The 13,755-nt window shown below is 70.2% G+C and carries 15 protein-coding genes; 6 read left to right on the top strand and 9 right to left on the bottom strand.

Annotated features, from left to right (window positions below; all coding sequences use genetic code 11):
* The first annotated feature begins 72 nt into the window (after window positions 1-72).
* Window positions 73-660, top strand: coding sequence for an Lrp/AsnC family transcriptional regulator (locus CJ226_RS04280; protein WP_234024180.1), 588 nt, complete (start codon window positions 73-75; stop codon window positions 658-660).
* A gap of 1 nt (window position 661) precedes the next feature.
* Here CJ226_RS04280 and CJ226_RS04285 read toward each other — a convergent pair whose 3' ends face one another.
* Window positions 662-1,021: a hypothetical protein gene (locus CJ226_RS04285; RefSeq protein WP_231729533.1), complete on the bottom strand. Its 360-nt coding sequence runs from the start codon at window positions 1,019-1,021 to the stop codon at window positions 662-664.
* Window positions 1,022-1,086: 65 nt separating this feature from the next.
* On the opposite strand from CJ226_RS04285, the gene CJ226_RS04290 reads away from it, so the two are divergent.
* The gene (locus CJ226_RS04290) at window positions 1,087-1,992 is read left to right on the top strand and encodes a hypothetical protein (protein ID WP_102208432.1); all 906 of its coding nucleotides are present in this window, start codon (window positions 1,087-1,089) and stop codon (window positions 1,990-1,992) included.
* Complete coding sequence (locus CJ226_RS04295) at window positions 1,989-3,077, top strand: hypothetical protein (RefSeq protein ID WP_102208433.1); 1,089 nt, start codon at window positions 1,989-1,991, stop codon at window positions 3,075-3,077. The genes CJ226_RS04290 and CJ226_RS04295 overlap by 4 nt, the downstream gene beginning before the upstream one ends.
* A 224-nt stretch (window positions 3,078-3,301) precedes the next feature.
* Here the strand turns inward: CJ226_RS04295 and CJ226_RS04300 are convergent, their stop codons facing one another.
* Window positions 3,302-4,615, bottom strand: a complete 1,314-nt coding sequence (locus tag CJ226_RS04300; RefSeq protein WP_102208434.1) for a glycosyltransferase — start codon at window positions 4,613-4,615, stop codon at window positions 3,302-3,304.
* Window positions 4,616-4,678: 63 nt separating this feature from the next.
* Here CJ226_RS04300 and CJ226_RS04305 point away from each other — a divergent pair, with 63 nt between their 5' ends.
* Window positions 4,679-5,317 (top strand): TetR/AcrR family transcriptional regulator, encoded by a 639-nt coding sequence (locus CJ226_RS04305; RefSeq protein ID WP_102208435.1) that lies wholly within the window; start codon window positions 4,679-4,681, stop codon window positions 5,315-5,317.
* Window positions 5,318-5,321: 4 nt separating this feature from the next.
* Here CJ226_RS04305 and CJ226_RS04310 read toward each other — a convergent pair whose 3' ends face one another.
* On the bottom strand, window positions 5,322-6,068 hold the full coding sequence (locus CJ226_RS04310; RefSeq protein WP_062637774.1) for a 3-hydroxybutyrate dehydrogenase: 747 nt from the start codon (window positions 6,066-6,068) through the stop codon (window positions 5,322-5,324).
* A complete protein-coding gene (locus CJ226_RS04315) occupies window positions 6,065-7,450 on the bottom strand; it encodes an MFS transporter (protein WP_102208436.1) in 1,386 nt (461 codons plus the stop codon). The genes CJ226_RS04310 and CJ226_RS04315 overlap by 4 nt, the downstream gene beginning before the upstream one ends.
* Before the next feature lie 103 nt (window positions 7,451-7,553).
* On the opposite strand from CJ226_RS04315, the gene CJ226_RS04320 reads away from it, so the two are divergent.
* Window positions 7,554-8,465: a LysR family transcriptional regulator gene (locus CJ226_RS04320; protein WP_060922063.1), complete on the top strand. Its 912-nt coding sequence runs from the start codon at window positions 7,554-7,556 to the stop codon at window positions 8,463-8,465.
* Between the two features lie 7 nt (window positions 8,466-8,472).
* Here CJ226_RS04320 and CJ226_RS04325 read toward each other — a convergent pair whose 3' ends face one another.
* Both CJ226_RS04325 and CJ226_RS04330 read right to left on the bottom strand, forming a co-directional pair.
* Window positions 8,473-8,877, bottom strand: a complete 405-nt coding sequence (locus CJ226_RS04325; RefSeq protein WP_102208437.1) for an arsenate reductase ArsC — start codon at window positions 8,875-8,877, stop codon at window positions 8,473-8,475.
* A gap of 16 nt (window positions 8,878-8,893) precedes the next feature.
* Window positions 8,894-10,192 (bottom strand): FAD-dependent oxidoreductase, encoded by a 1,299-nt coding sequence (locus CJ226_RS04330; RefSeq protein WP_102208438.1) that lies wholly within the window; start codon window positions 10,190-10,192, stop codon window positions 8,894-8,896.
* 83 nt (window positions 10,193-10,275) lie between these two features.
* On the opposite strand from CJ226_RS04330, the gene CJ226_RS04335 reads away from it, so the two are divergent.
* Window positions 10,276-10,617, top strand: coding sequence for a helix-turn-helix transcriptional regulator (locus tag CJ226_RS04335; protein ID WP_231868297.1), 342 nt, complete (start codon window positions 10,276-10,278; stop codon window positions 10,615-10,617).
* Between the two features lie 66 nt (window positions 10,618-10,683).
* Here the strand turns inward: CJ226_RS04335 and CJ226_RS04340 are convergent, their stop codons facing one another.
* The 3 genes from CJ226_RS04340 to CJ226_RS04350 all read right to left on the bottom strand — a co-directional run bounded on the left by CJ226_RS04340 (window position 10,684) and on the right by CJ226_RS04350 (window position 13,670).
* Complete coding sequence (locus tag CJ226_RS04340) at window positions 10,684-11,352, bottom strand: hypothetical protein (RefSeq protein WP_102208439.1); 669 nt, start codon at window positions 11,350-11,352, stop codon at window positions 10,684-10,686.
* A gap of 305 nt (window positions 11,353-11,657) precedes the next feature.
* Entirely contained in the window at window positions 11,658-12,047 is a 390-nt protein-coding gene (locus CJ226_RS04345) for a DUF779 domain-containing protein (protein ID WP_062637763.1), read from the bottom strand.
* Between the two features lie 72 nt (window positions 12,048-12,119).
* Window positions 12,120-13,670, bottom strand: a complete 1,551-nt coding sequence (locus tag CJ226_RS04350; protein ID WP_062637761.1) for an aldehyde dehydrogenase family protein — start codon at window positions 13,668-13,670, stop codon at window positions 12,120-12,122.
* Between the last annotated feature and the right edge of the window lie 85 nt (window positions 13,671-13,755).

Consider the following 13,755-nt stretch of genomic DNA (forward strand, 5'->3'; position numbering starts at 1 on the left):
TGCGACGATGTGTCCAGCAAGTGCGCGTCACACAGGCACGCATTGTCGAGAACCTCGGATGTGAGGAGCAATATGTCCAGCAAGGACGCGGATCCGTCGAAGCAATCTGGACGAAGTGCCGCCCCTTTGGATGAGACGGCGTACAGAATCCTCGATGTGCTGCGCGATAACGGTCGCGTCTCGATCGCCGCGCTGGCCGAGAAGGTGGGCATCTCGCGGGCCAGCGCGTACACGCGGGTCGAGTCGCTCGTGCACGACGGCGTCATCACCGGATTCAGCGCCCGCGTGGATCAGGCGAAGGCCGGGTTGTCGATCGGGGCCCTCGTCTTCGTGACCGTGATGCCGCAGGCCTGGGCCTCGTTCCGGGAGCGGATCATCGAGATGCCGGACGTCGAGTGGTGCGCGATCACGACCGGGGAGCACGACGCGATGCTGCTCATCCGCGCGGTCGACGTGAGCGGTGTGCACGAGTTCTCGACGGGAGTCATCGCGCAGCTTCCCGAGGTGCGGACGGTGGTCAGCGTCGTCGTGCTCGACGAGGTGATCCGGCGGCCCTACCTGCTGCCCGGAGACCTGCCCGAGCGGCAGACGGAGGTTCCGCTCGGGATGACGCGATGGACGCCCGCCTCGCCGGGGCGGGATGCGCTCCCGCCGCGCTGAGTCAGGCGGCCGGGATCTCCTCGACGACACTGAGCTGCGGGAGGCCGTGCATCTCGTAGTGCTCCACCAGGCGGATGCGGCCGTCGTCGGTGAGCTCCAGCTCGCTCTCGCCATCGCCGGTGACCACGGTGCCGTCGGCCTTGAGCACATGGACGAACGAGACCCAGATCGTGTCGCCGGTGCGGGTGCCGACGAACTTCCCGAAGGTGACCGTGTCGCCCTCGTAGCCGCCCCAGATCGCGCCGTCGCGTTCGAAGTACTCGAAGACGCTGGGGGCGTCGGGGTCGACGGCGGAGGTCGTGGACGAGACCATACGGAAGCGTCGGCCGTCGAGGGAGGGGAGGGTGGCGGTGGCAGTCACCTCTCGATTATGGGGGATCGACGGCCGCGGCTCGCGTCGTCGGACGCGGCCGGTACCGTGGTCGCATGGAGTGGATCGCAGACCCCGGCGTCGGCGCGTGGCTGCGGGAGACCCTCGACGACGGCCTGGGCAGCATGCACGCGGTCGTCCCCCGCGGCTTCCCCGCGTACGCCCGGATCTTCCATCCCGCCACGGTGCGGGAGAGTCCCACGGCGGCGGATTCCGACGTGCGCGTCAGCTGGGCGGACACCGCCGCCGCCTTCGGCACGACGATGCACGCAGAGGCGCAGTGGCACCGGATCGTGCGCACTCCCGTCGACGCCGACTGGCGGACCCGCATCGCTCCGGACGGCCGCGAGTTCACGGCGCCGATGGAGGGCGCGCTCGACAGCGACCTCGTGACGGTCCTGGCCGGGCACCTCGCCGCCCACACCGCGACACCGGACGACGGGGTCGTCGCGCTCTGGGAGGGATTCGGCGGTCTGGTCGGCTTCTTCGGAGACGGGCCGTCCCGTGTCTTCCTCACGTTCAGCGAAGACCCGGACCATCAGGCGATGCTCGACCGCAGCACGCACGACCCCTTCAACAACGTCTTCCGAAAGCCCACCTGGCAGGACGGCATCCTCTCGCGCGAGATCTCCGAAGGGCCCCGGCTGCAGCTCCCCGGGCGCGACTACGTGCTGTTCTCCGGGGGTGCCAGAGTCTTCGGGGACCCGGACTGGGTGCTCGGCGTGCCGTGGCGCGACTGGGTCGGCGAGGAACACGGCTTCCCGCCCGCCGCCCAGAGCCCGAACATCCTCTGGCCGCAGGACCGCGCCTGGGCGATGGTGTCGGAGATCGACTACGACTCCACGATCGTGGCGGGCTCGCCCGACCTCATCCGCGCGATCTGCACGGACGAACGTCTGGAGGCGAAGGCCTTGCGCGAGGGCGCCGACCTCACGTGGGACGCCGACGAGGTCAACCGATGACGTCTCCGCAGGCGTCGGCGTCGTTCGATGCGCGCCCCCTCACCGATCCGGTCGACCCGGCCGCCGTCCGCGCCTTCACGGCGGAGCTCCGGTCCCGGCGGACGACCGGCATGGCGGTGTCGTCGATCATCGCCGTCGTGGCCGTCGCGATCGCCGGGGTCGTGCTGCTCCCGATCCTCGCGTCCGTGGTGGTGGCGCTGGCAGCGGGCAGCGGCTCCCCCGCCGCGGCGGCGATCCCCCTCGTGCTCCTCCTGCTGGTGGCCGCGGGGGTGGGCGTACTCATCTGGATGGGCGTCCGCAACGCGCGCACCGCCCGGTATCGCCTGCACCGGTTCGCCCAGGCCAACGGCATGACGTACGAGCCGCGCGTGGACGATCCGCCGCTCCCCGGGATGATCTTCCATCTCGGCCGCTCGCGCCTGGCCACCGACTTGGTCCGCGGCATGAATCCACGGTTCGTGGAGTTCGGCAACTACCAGTACACGGTGCAGTCCGGGAAGAACTCGACGACGTATCGCTGGGGCTATGTGGCCGTGAAGCTGGATGTGCCCCTGCCGAACATCGTGCTCGACGCGAAGGGCAACAACGGCTTCGGCTCCAACCTGCCGGCCTCGTTCCAGCGGGCACAGCGCCTGTCGCTCGAGGGCGACTTCGACCAGCACTTCACCCTGTACTGCCCTGAGGGCTACGAGCAGGACGCGCTCTACCTCTTCACGCCCGACATCATGGCGCGCTTCATCGACAACGCCGCGCAGCTCGACGTCGAGATCGTCGACGACTGGCTGTTCCTCTACACGCCCCGCCGCGCGTCCACGCTCGACCCGGCGACCTGGGCGTGGCTGTTCGGGACGGTGGGGGCGCTCTTGACCAAGCTCGACCAGTGGGCGCGGTGGCGCGACGACCGCCTCGCCGCCGCTGCGACGCCCGGGGGCCACGCGCTCCCGTTCGCTGCGCCGGCCGGGATGATCACCCCACCGCCGGGGGTCGCGCCGCAGGGTCGGCGCCTCAAGCGCACGGGCACTTGGGTGCCGATCGTCGTGGTGATCGGATTCGCGGTCTTCTGGATGCTCAGCCGCTGGAACTGACGACGAACCCGATGTGGGGGTGGGTGCCGTTCTGGGGAACCGACGCCCACCCCATCCCCCCTCGGGATCGAAAGGAATTCGACGTTCCCTCCGCATTGACGGTTCGACCGTCCCGCCCGTGGTCAGCTGGGGACTGACGCTGCGTGGCGATACCGGGATGGTATACCGGCAGACGTTGCACCCGGTTGCGTTCATGCGCGGGAATGCACTTTCCCGCGCGACGCTCAGCGGTGCATCGAGCTGTCGGCTGCGGCCCCCCTCGCGGTCTCCGCGGCCAGGACCGCGTCGAGCGTCTGCCAGGCGTCCGCAGCGCGCATCGCCTCTCCGACCTGCCGAGCGCGGTCGCGGAACGTCGGCTCGGCCAACACCCGACGCACGGCCTCGGCGACCTGTCCCGGCTTCGGCGCGTTCGTCCGCAGATTGATGCCCGCGCCGGTCCACCCGACCCGGGCGGAGACCTCGACCTTGTCCTCCGTCTGCCCCGCGACCACCAGCGGGACGCCCTGGGCCAGGGCCTGCTGCACCCCGCCGAAGCCGCCGTTCGTGACGAACACGTCGACCTCCGGCAGCAGCCGGTCGTAGGGCAGATACTCGGCGACGCGGACGTTGGCCGGCAGCTCCGCCGGGAGCGCGTCGACAGGACGGCCGCCGGTGGAGACGACCACGAGGGCGTCCGTCGCGGCAAGCCCGGCGATCGTGGGAAGCACGAGCTGACCGAAGTCGGCGTTGGCGATGGTGCCCTGACTGACATGGATCACGGGCCGCCGTCCGTCCAGGTCGGACCACCACTCGGGCAGCGGCACGGTCGACGCCGCCGCGGGCAGGGGTCCGGCGAAGTGCACGGACGCCGGGAGGTCGGAGCGCGGGTACTCGAACGCCGGCACCGAGAACTGCACATACGCGTCGGCGCGGCCCGCCCAGTCGAGCACGAATCCGCCGAGACCGCGGCCGACCGCCTCGCGCGCCATGGCGTCGGCCTCCTTCTGCACGCCGCCGAAGATGACGTGCTCCGCCACGGTGCGGAGGAAGGCGTTGCGCACCCGACCGAACGGCCCGCGCATCGGCGTGACTCCGAGCCCGAACGGGGCCGTGTCGACGCTGCGGGCGCCGAGCGGGAAGATCCCGAGGACCACGACCGGGGGCCGTTCGGCCTTCGGCAGCCGCTGCAGCAGCGCCGCACCGACGAACAGCGGTTCGGTGAGGACCACGTCGACGCGGTTCCGCGCCAGCTCGACGCGCACCGCCTCGAGCTGAGCCCGGCCCGGGCGGATGAAGAGAGTGCTCATGTCGAAGCGGAGGGCGGCCACCCCGGTGAGACCTTCGCGCTCGGGAAACGCGCTGTTCGCGTCGTCGAGGTCGACGTCGGCCTCCGCCGGCAGCGGACGGAACCGCGCGCCCGCCGCGGTCACCTGCTCCTCGTAGCGGGTGCTCGTGAGGAAGAGGACCTCGTGCCCATCGGCGACCAGGTGCCTGGCGACCTGCAACAGCGGGAGCACATGCCCGTGGGCGGGAGTGCAGGTGAGGAGGTAACGGGACATGGCGGCTCTCTCGATAGGGTCGGTTGTACCGTTGAAGTATTCATCACCCTGTGAGGAAAGTCAATGACGTCGAGTGCACGCCCGTACCGCTCCGCCCTGCGGACCCGACAGGCGGAGGAGACCCGCGCGCGCATCGTCGCGGCGGCCGCCCGCCTGTTCGCCGCGCAGGGGTACCAGGCGACGACGATCTCCGCGATCGCCAAGGAAGCCGGGGTCTCCGCGGAGACGGTGAAGACCACGGCGGCGAAGGCGGAGTTGCTCATCGCCGCCTTCGAGGTCACCTTCTCCGGCTCGGAGGCCGCCGAGACCCTCGCCGACACCGAGGCCGGCTCCGGGCTGACGACCCTTCCCGACGACGTCTTCCTCGATGCGGTCATCACGCAGATCGCCGCCGCGAACGAGCGGGGGCATGCGCTCTGGACGGTCCTCCTGGGCGCGGCGCTCTCCGACCCGGTCGTCGACGCCACCCTCCAGCGCATCCTCGCGAACCGGGCGGCAGACTACCGGGGGTTCGCGGCGGAACTTCAGCGCCGGGGCATCGTCGACTCGGGCCGCGACGGCGATGCTCTCGCCGACGTGCTGTCGTTCCTGCTCTCGCCGGAGAGCCACCAGCAGCTCGTCGTGCAGTCCGGCTGGTCGCCCGAGCGTTATCGCTCCTGGCTGCGGAGCGCTGTGCTCGCCGCGGCCTCTCCGTCGGTATGACGGCTCACCGCGCGGACCAGCCGCCGTCCATCGTGTAGCTCGCGCCGGTCACCATCCCGGCGGCGTCGGCGGCGAGCCAGACGGCAAGGCCGGCGACCTCCTCCGGCTCCACGAGGCGTTTGATCGCGGCTTCGGTGAGGAGCACCTTCTCCAGGACCTCGTTCTCCGGGATGCCGTGCACCCGCGCTTGGTCGGCGATCTGGCGCTCCACCAGCGGCGTCCGCACGTAGCCCGGATTGATGCAGTTGCTCGTGACGCCGTGCGCGGCACCCTCCAGCGCCGTCACCTTCGACAGGCCCTCGAGGCCGTGCTTGGCCGCCACATAGGCCGCCTTGAACGGCGAGGCGCGGAGACCGTGGACGCTCGACATGTTGATGATCCGCCCGAAGCCCCGCTCGTACATCCCCGGCAGCACGGCGCGGGTCAGCAGGAACGGCGCCTCCAGCATCAGCTGCAGCAGGAGCGAGAAGCGGGCCGGGTCGAAGTCCTCGATCGGGCTGACGTGCTGCACGCCCGCGTTGTTGACGAGGATGTCGGTGTCGAGGCGGAGTGCGGCCAGTGCATCGCGGTCGGTGAGGTCCACCTGCCACGCCTGCCCGCCGATCTCGTCGGCGAGGGCTTCGGCCGCGTCACCGTCGATGTCGGCGATCGTCACGCGGGCGCCCGCCTGCGCGAAGGCTCTCGCGCAGGCGGCACCGATCCCGCTCGCTCCCCCGGTGACGAGAGCACGACGTCCGTGCAGATCCGTCATGCGGCACTCGCAGCCGCGGTGCGGGCGTTCGTGCGGGCGGCATCCGCGTCGTCGATGGCCTGCAGGGACACGCCCTTCGTCTCCCGCAGCGAGAGCACCGCGATCGCCGTGACGATGCAGGCGAACACGATGTAGAGCGCGATCGGGAGCCAGGAGCCGAAGTCCCGGAGCCACTGGATCGCGAGGATCGGCGCCAGCGACCCGGCGAGGATCGCCGTGACCTGCGACCCCAGCGAGACGCCGGAGTACCGCATCCGCGTCGGGAACAGTTCGGCCATGACCGCCGGCTGCGGCGCGTACATGAACGCGTGGAAGCAGAGACCGATGGTGACCGCGAGCACGATGAGCACGGGGTTCAGGGTGTCGAACATCGGGAAGGCGAAGAAGGCCCAGGTCGCGCTGAGGATCGCGCCGGTCAGGTACACGGGCTTGCGGCCCCAGCGGTCGGCGAGCCGCCCCGCCTGCGGGATGATCGCGAAGTGCACGACGTGCGCGATGAGCAGAGCGAGCAGCAGCTGACTGGTGTCGTACTCGTGGACGGTCTTCAGGTAGACGATCGTGAAGCTGACGACGATGTAGTAGACGATGTTCTCGGCGAAACGGAGGCCCATCGCCTGCACGATCCCGATCGGATACCGGCGCAGCACCTCGACGACGCCGTAGGAGGTGGCCTTCTCCGCCTCGACCTGCGCCTTCGCCTCCAGGAAGATCGGAGCCTCCTCGACGTTGCGGCGGATGTAGTAGCCGACGAGCACGATCACCGCGGAGAGCCAGAAGGCGATGCGCCAGCCCCACTCGAGGAACGCCGCCGAGCTCATCGCCCACGAGCTCACGAGGAGCACGAGCGTGGCGAGCAGGTTGCCGACGGGAACCGCGGCCTGCGGCCAGCTCGACCAGAACGCGCGCGACCGGTCGGGGCTCTGCTCCGCGACCAGGAGGACGGCCCCGCCCCACTCGCCGCCGACAGCGAAGCCCTGGATGAAGCGCAGCGCGACGAGCATCGCGGGCGCCCAGTAGCCGATGCTCTGGAAGCCGGGGAGGCACCCCATGAGGAAGGTCGCGGCGCCGACGATGATGATCGTGGCCTGCAGCGTGGGCTTGCGGCCGAAACGGTCGCCGATCTGACCGAACACGATGCCGCCGAGCGGCCGCGCGATGAAGCCGACCGCATACGTCACGAAAGCGGCGATGATGCCGTCGAGCGGCGATCCGGTGGCCGGGAAGAAGTAGGTTCCGAAAACGAGGCTGGCGGCGGTCGCATAGAGGAAGAACTCGTACCACTCGACGACGGTGCCGGCCATGGAGGCGGCGACGACGCGCTTGAGCTTCGAGGAGGACGGGGCGGCGGCGCGGTGACCGGAGGCGCGGGTGGGGGCGGTCATTTCTCTCCTTCGGTGTCGACGGTGACACATCCGTTCCAGTGTCGGCACGGGCCGGACTTGCAGCAATGCCCAGTGGCGCGCAGCGGCTGTGCATAATTGCAGCATGGATGCGGCGAAGAGGCCTCGTGCCGACGATCTGCTCGTGCTGCTCGCGGTCGCCCGCACCGGCCGGTACACGAGCGCCGCCGCCCACCTCGGTCTCGATCACACGACGGTGGCGCGCCGCATCGCCGCCCTGGAGGACGCACTCGGCGGACGGGTCGTCGCGCAATCCGCGTCCGGGTGGGAACTCACCGACCTCGGGCGCACCGCCGCCGAGACCGGTGGACGCATCGAGGCCGCGCTGTCCCAGCTCGACTCCGCCCCCGGCGAGACTCCTGATCCGATCGCCGGCGTGGTGCGCATGTCCGCCACCGACGGTTTCAGCGCCTACATCGCCGCCCCCGCGATCGCAGAGCTGCGCCGAGCACACCCACGGCTGACGGTCGAGATCGTCGCGGCCACGCGGAGGGCCGCCGAGCACCGCGCCGGGCTCGACCTGGAGGTGGTCGTGGGCGCGCCCCAGACCCGCCGCGCGCAGGCCGTGAAGCTCGGCACGTACACCCTCGGCATGTACGCCTCGCGGGACTACCTCGACCGGACCGGCACCCCGGCATCGCGCGCCGAGGTGGAGCAGCACCGACTCGTGTACTTCGTCGACTCGATGCTTCAGGTGGATGCGCTCGACCTTCCGCGCCGGCTCGTTCCCGGCATGCAGGACGGCCTCACCTCGACCAACGTCTTCGTGCACGTCGAGGCCACCCGCGCGGGAGCCGGGATCGGCCTGCTCCCCTGCTTCGCGGCCGACCGGCACCCGGATCTTGTGCGCCTGCTGCCCGAGGTCTTCGCCGAGAAGCTCCCGTACTACATGGTCGCGCGGCCCGAGTCGCTGCGGCTCCCCGCGGTCGCGGCGCTCGCCGAGGCCCTGCGTGCCCGCACGCGTGCCGCGAAGGCGATGCTCGACGGGGCCGGCTGAGCGCCGGTCAGAGCAGCTCGGACACGAGGGTTTCGATGCGGTGGCGGATGTCGTCGCGGATCGGCCGGACGGCGTCGATCCCCTGACCGGCGGGGTCGTCGAGCACCCAATCCTCGTAGCGCTTGCCAGGGAAGAACGGGCACGCGTCACCGCAGCCCATCGTGATCACGACGTCGGACGCCTGCACGGCCTCGGTCGTGAGCACCTTCGGCTCCTCGGCCGTGATGTCGATGCCGAGCTCCCCCATCGCCGCCACCGCGACGGGGTTGATCTCGGCAGCAGGCATCGACCCGGCGGAGCGCACCTCGATGCGGTCGCCGGCGAGGTGCCGGAGGAAGCCGGCGGCCATCTGCGAGCGCCCCGCGTTGTGGACGCAGACGAAGAGGACGGAGGGGCGGTGCGGTGCGTTCATGGTCTCTCCAGGATGCTCAGCCGACGGGGACGGGCGGGGGCCCGATCTGCAGCGTAGTGGGCGCCGCACAACAGCCGCCTCCGCCATCGAAACTCCCGGCTCCCCCGCAGACACCCGTGTCCGGCAACACGAGTTCGTTGCGCGCCGCCGCCTCGTGATCGCCCGCGAGGTGGGCCGCGACGCTGCGCACCTGCTCGAACCCGGTCAGGGCCAGGAACGTCGGGGCGCGTCCGTAGGACTTCGCGCCGACGATGAAAAGCCCCGGCTCCGGATGCGCGAGCTGCCGGGCGCCCGTCGCCGCCACCGAACCGCACGAGTGGATGTTCGGGTCGATCTCGGAGGCGATGCCCGTCACGGCGTCCAACGAGGGGTCGAGGTCGACCCGGACCTCGCGCAGGATGCTCGTGTCCGGACGGAAGCCGGTGAGCGCGAAGACATGGCCGACGCCGGACACCTCCCGGCCATCCTCCGCGATCACGGACAGGGTGCCCGAGTCGGAACGGAGTTCAGCGACGCGGAAGCCGGTGACCACCTCGACGACCCCCGAGTCGACGACCGCGCGCGCACGGGTGCCGAGAGCCGCGCGCTCCGGCAGTTCGTCCGCTGCCCCGCCGCCGAACACGTTGGCCGCACTCCCTCGCCGCAGCAGCCACGTCACGCGGGTTCCGGGTTCACGACGCGCCCGTTCGCTGAGGCGGAGCACGGCGTGCGTCGCCGAGTGTCCGGCACCGACGACCACCACGTGCGTGCCGGCGAAGGCGGAGACGCCATCCGGGATCCGATACGTGATGAGGTCGCGTGCGGCGGTCTCGCCGAGCGCCGGGAAGCCATCGGCCCCCGCGGGGTTCGGGAGGCTCCAGGTGCCGCTCGCATCGATGACCGCCCGCGCCAGCACCATGCCCTCGGCACCGGCGCTGTCGCGCGTATGCACGACGAACGGCTGGTCCCGCCGCCCGGCGTCCACGACCTTGTCACGCCCCCGCCGGGACACTCCGGTCACCGTCATCCCCGCACGGACCTTGTTCCCCAGGGCATCCGCGAGGGGCAGGAGGTACTCCCGCAGCCACTCCTCCGCGCGGGGATAGCCGCTGGTCGGTGCGGTCCATCCGGTCGGTTCGAGAAGGCGGCGTGCGGCGGCATCGGTGAGCTCCGGCCAGGAGGAGAACATCCGCACGTGGCCCCACTCGTGGACAGCGGTTCCGGCATGCTCGCCTTGTTCCAGCACGAGCGCATCGAGACCGCGTTCCGTCAGGTGTGCCGCAGCAGCCAGACCCTGCGGGCCGGCGCCGATGATGACCACGGGTAGGCCGGTCACAAGCTCTCCTCATATCGATGTGTATCAATACGACGAGCATGGCGCACCTATCGATGATTGTCAATACGTGCCACACTGGGAGGGTGACCCTTCCCGCGACCATCGATCAGAGCGTCTGCTGCACGCCTCGCGTCACCACGACGCTGGCCCCAGAAGACGCCGAGAGCCTCGCTCGCGTCTTCAAAGCCCTGGGCGACCCCACCCGCGTGATGCTGCTGTCTCTCATCTCCGGCAGCGACGGCGGAGAAGCCTGCATCTGCGATCTCACCGAACCCGTCGGCCTGTCCCAGGGCACTGTCTCCCACCACATGAAGGTGCTCGCCGATGCGGGGCTGGTCATTCGCGAGCAGCGGGGCCGATGGGCCTACTTCTCGCTGAACGGCGAGGCCCTGGGCGCCGCCGCCGACGCCTTGCGGTCGCGCTGACCGCCTTCGAATCGCGCAATTGTCTGCACCTCGGGCCGAAACGGGACCAGTCGGGCGATTCGAAACTCAGTACCCGTGCTCGACGGCGAATGACCGCAGGACACCGTCCGTGCCGTCGCCGCCGAGGAAGGTCGAGGTCTGCAGCGTCACCGTCTCCGTGAATCCGTCGGGGCCGGGCACGGTGATCTCCAGCGGATACGTACCGCCGAACGCGGGGATCCGCAGCACCTCATCGCCATCCGCGAGAGACCGGGCCGCGAGGAACGCGGCGCTGACGTCCACGCCGTGGATGCGATACACCGTGTCGGCCGGGAGGAGCTCGACGCCGCTCGCGTCCAGCCCGAAGTCGTCCTCGGAGGTCACGATGGCGTAGTCGTCCGCACCCCGTTCGTTCGCGCTGGTCCGTCGGAGCTCGACCGTGTCGGTGTGCTCGGCGCCCGCCATCTCGTAGGTGACGGTCGCAGTGCCGCTCTTCCCGTCCTCCGACGCCGTCACGTCATCGACGAAGAGGATCTTTGGCCGGTCGACCTGCGTGTAGACGCCGCTCCTAGTGAGCAGCAGAGCGAGCGGCTGCTCAAAAGCCACCGCCGGGTAGAGGTTCTCGGCTGCGCCGTCCTCGTCCCCGGCGGCGAGGAGCGCGAAGACGAAATCGACGGAGGATCGCACGCCGTCCTCTGCCGAGAAGAGCTCGACATCGGTCGGCGCGGGCGTCGGAGACGGCGGGGCGGCAGGCATGCAACCGCCCAACGCCAGAGCCAGAACCACGGCAGGGGCCAGGACGATCGGCAGACGTCTCTTCCGAGATCGGGACGGGCTCATGTGCACCTCGGATCGGACTCGGCGTCGTGGTCGGCCTTCCGCGGCAAGGCTCCCCGAGCCTACGGAAGGGCATCGGCGACGATCAACACCGCGCCCATCGCTCCCCGGCGAACGCGCGGGCGAGGCGTCTCAGGCCAGGCTGAGGCCCGCCAGCTCCGCGGGATCGCTTGATTGGCTGCATATCCGGCCGAAATGGGACCAATCAGGCGATTCGAAGGCCCTCAGGCCAGGCCGAGGCCCGCCAGCTCCGCGGGGTCGAGCATCCGCGACCGGATGAGGAAGCGCATCCCCGTCGGACCTTCGACGCTGAACCCGGCGCCGCGACCAGGCACGACATCGATCGTCAGGTGCGTGAACTTCCAGTACTCGAACTGCGAGGCCGACATGAAGACCTCGACCGGATCGTCGAGCCCGACGTCGAGCGCGCCGAGGAGCACGTCGCCGGGGCCGGTGAGGAACATCCCCACCGGGTAGCACATGGGCGCGGAGCCGTCGCAGCAGCCGCCGGACTGGTGGAACATGAGCGGCCCGTGCTGCGCGGTGAGCTCGCGGACGAGCGCGGCGGCGGGGGCGGTCACCGCGACGCGCGCGGGCGGGGCGGCGTCGGCCATGGGGGACTCCTTCCGGGATGCCGGGTGCCGGACGGGGCGGCGAGCGCCGTCCGACACCCGGGCGGGGGCGGATCAGAAGAAGCCCATCGGGCCTTCCGCGTACGAGACGAGGAGGTTCTTCGTCTGCTGGTAGTGGTCGAGCATCATCTTGTGGTTCTCGCGGCCGACGCCCGACTGCTTGTACCCGCCGAACGCGGCATGCGCCGGGTACTGGTGGTAGGTGTTCGTCCACACGCGACCCGCCTCGATCGCCCTGCCCGCGCGGTACGCGGTGTCGCCGCTGCGACTCCACACCCCGGCGCCCAGGCCGTACAGGGTGTCGTTCGCGATCGAGATCGCGTCGTCGAAGTCGTCGAAGCTCGTGACCGAGAGCACCGGACCGAAGATCTCCTCCTGGAAGATCCGCATGTCGTTCGTCCCCTCGAACACGGTCGGCTGCACGTAGAAGCCCTCGCTGAGGTCGCCGCCGAGGTCGGCGCGCTCGCCTCCCGTGAGCAATCGGGCCCCGCCCTGCTTCCCGATGTCGATGTAGCTGAGGATCTTCTCCAGCTGATCGTTCGAGGCCTGCGCGCCGATCATGGTCGCGGGGTCGAGCGGATTGCCCTGCACGACCTTCTTCACGCGCTCCAGGCCGTCGGCGAGGAACCCGTCGTAGATCGAGCGCTGGATGAGGGCGCGTGACGGGCAGGTGCAGACCTCGCCCTGGTTGAGCGCGAACATCGTGAAGCCCTCGAGCGCCTTGTCGTAGAACGGGTCGTTCGTGGAGCGGGCCACGTCCTCGAAGAACACGTTCGGGCTCTTGCCGCCGAGTTCCAGGGTGACGGGGATCAGATTCTGCGAGGCGTACTGCATGATGAGGCGCCCGGTCGTGGTCTCCCCGGTGAAGGCGACCTTGCGGATGCGCTTGTGCTGGGCGAGCGGGGCGCCGGCCTCGATGCCGAAACCGTTCACGATGTTGACGACTCCGGCCGGCAGCAGGTCGCCGATGATGTCGAACAGGAACAGGATCGATGCGGGCGTCTGCTCCGCGGGCTTGATGACGATGCAGTTGCCCGCGGCGAGCGCCGGCGCCAGCTTCCACACGGCCATGAGGATCGGGAAGTTCCAGGGGATGATCTGGCCGACGACGCCGAGCGGTTCGTGGAAGTGGTACGCGACGGTGTTCTCGTCGAGCTGGCTGATGCCGCCCTCCTGCGCGCGGAGCACCCCGGCGAAGTAGCGGAAGTGGTCGATCGCGAGCGGGATGTCGGCGGCGAGGGTCTCCCGCACGGGCTTGCCGTTCTCCCAGGTCTCGGCGACCGCGATCTCCTCCAGGTGCTGCTCCATCCGGTCGGCGATGCGGTTCAGGATCACGGAGCGCTCCGCGGGGCTGGTCTTGCCCCAGGCGGTGAAGGCCTTCCAGGCGACGTCGACGGCGCGGTCGATGTCCTCCACGGTGCCGCGGCCGACCTCGGTGAAGGGCTTGCCGTTGACGGGACTGATGTTCTCGAAGTACTGGCCCTTGGCGGGTTCGACGAACTCGCCGCCGATGTAGTGGCCGTAGCGGGGCCGATAGTTCGCGACCGCTCCGGGCTGCCCGGGGGCCGCGTAGGCGAGGGACACGTCTTCTTCGACGATGGTCATGGGGGTCTCCTTCGACGGGGGCGCCGCGGCGTCGATGCCGCGGTGTTCCCTCGACGCTAGGCCGCTCCCCGTTGCACTCCCGGTG

The sequence above is a fragment of the Microbacterium sp. UMB0228 genome (genome assembly GCF_002871415.1).
Lineage (GTDB): Bacteria > Actinomycetota > Actinomycetes > Actinomycetales > Microbacteriaceae > Microbacterium.

Bases quoted from the DNA above. Each gene is read 5' to 3' on its own strand.
- CJ226_RS04280 (WP_234024180.1), top strand. From the start codon at position 73: ATGTCCAGCAAGGACGCGGATCCGTCGAAGCAATCTGGACGAAGTGCC.
- CJ226_RS04290 (WP_102208432.1), top strand. From the start codon at position 1,087: ATGGAGTGGATCGCAGACCCCGGCGTCGGCGCGTGGCTGCGGGAGACC.
- CJ226_RS04295 (WP_102208433.1), top strand. From the start codon at position 1,989: ATGACGTCTCCGCAGGCGTCGGCGTCGTTCGATGCGCGCCCCCTCACC.
- CJ226_RS04300 (WP_102208434.1), bottom strand. From the start codon at position 4,615: ATGTCCCGTTACCTCCTCACCTGCACTCCCGCCCACGGGCATGTGCTC.
- CJ226_RS04305 (WP_102208435.1), top strand. From the start codon at position 4,679: ATGACGTCGAGTGCACGCCCGTACCGCTCCGCCCTGCGGACCCGACAG.
- CJ226_RS04310 (WP_062637774.1), bottom strand. From the start codon at position 6,068: ATGACGGATCTGCACGGACGTCGTGCTCTCGTCACCGGGGGAGCGAGC.
- CJ226_RS04315 (WP_102208436.1), bottom strand. From the start codon at position 7,450: ATGACCGCCCCCACCCGCGCCTCCGGTCACCGCGCCGCCGCCCCGTCC.
- CJ226_RS04320 (WP_060922063.1), top strand. From the start codon at position 7,554: ATGGATGCGGCGAAGAGGCCTCGTGCCGACGATCTGCTCGTGCTGCTC.
- CJ226_RS04325 (WP_102208437.1), bottom strand. From the start codon at position 8,877: ATGAACGCACCGCACCGCCCCTCCGTCCTCTTCGTCTGCGTCCACAAC.
- CJ226_RS04340 (WP_102208439.1), bottom strand. From the start codon at position 11,352: ATGCCTGCCGCCCCGCCGTCTCCGACGCCCGCGCCGACCGATGTCGAG.
- CJ226_RS04345 (WP_062637763.1), bottom strand. From the start codon at position 12,047: ATGGCCGACGCCGCCCCGCCCGCGCGCGTCGCGGTGACCGCCCCCGCC.
- CJ226_RS04350 (WP_062637761.1), bottom strand. From the start codon at position 13,670: ATGACCATCGTCGAAGAAGACGTGTCCCTCGCCTACGCGGCCCCCGGG.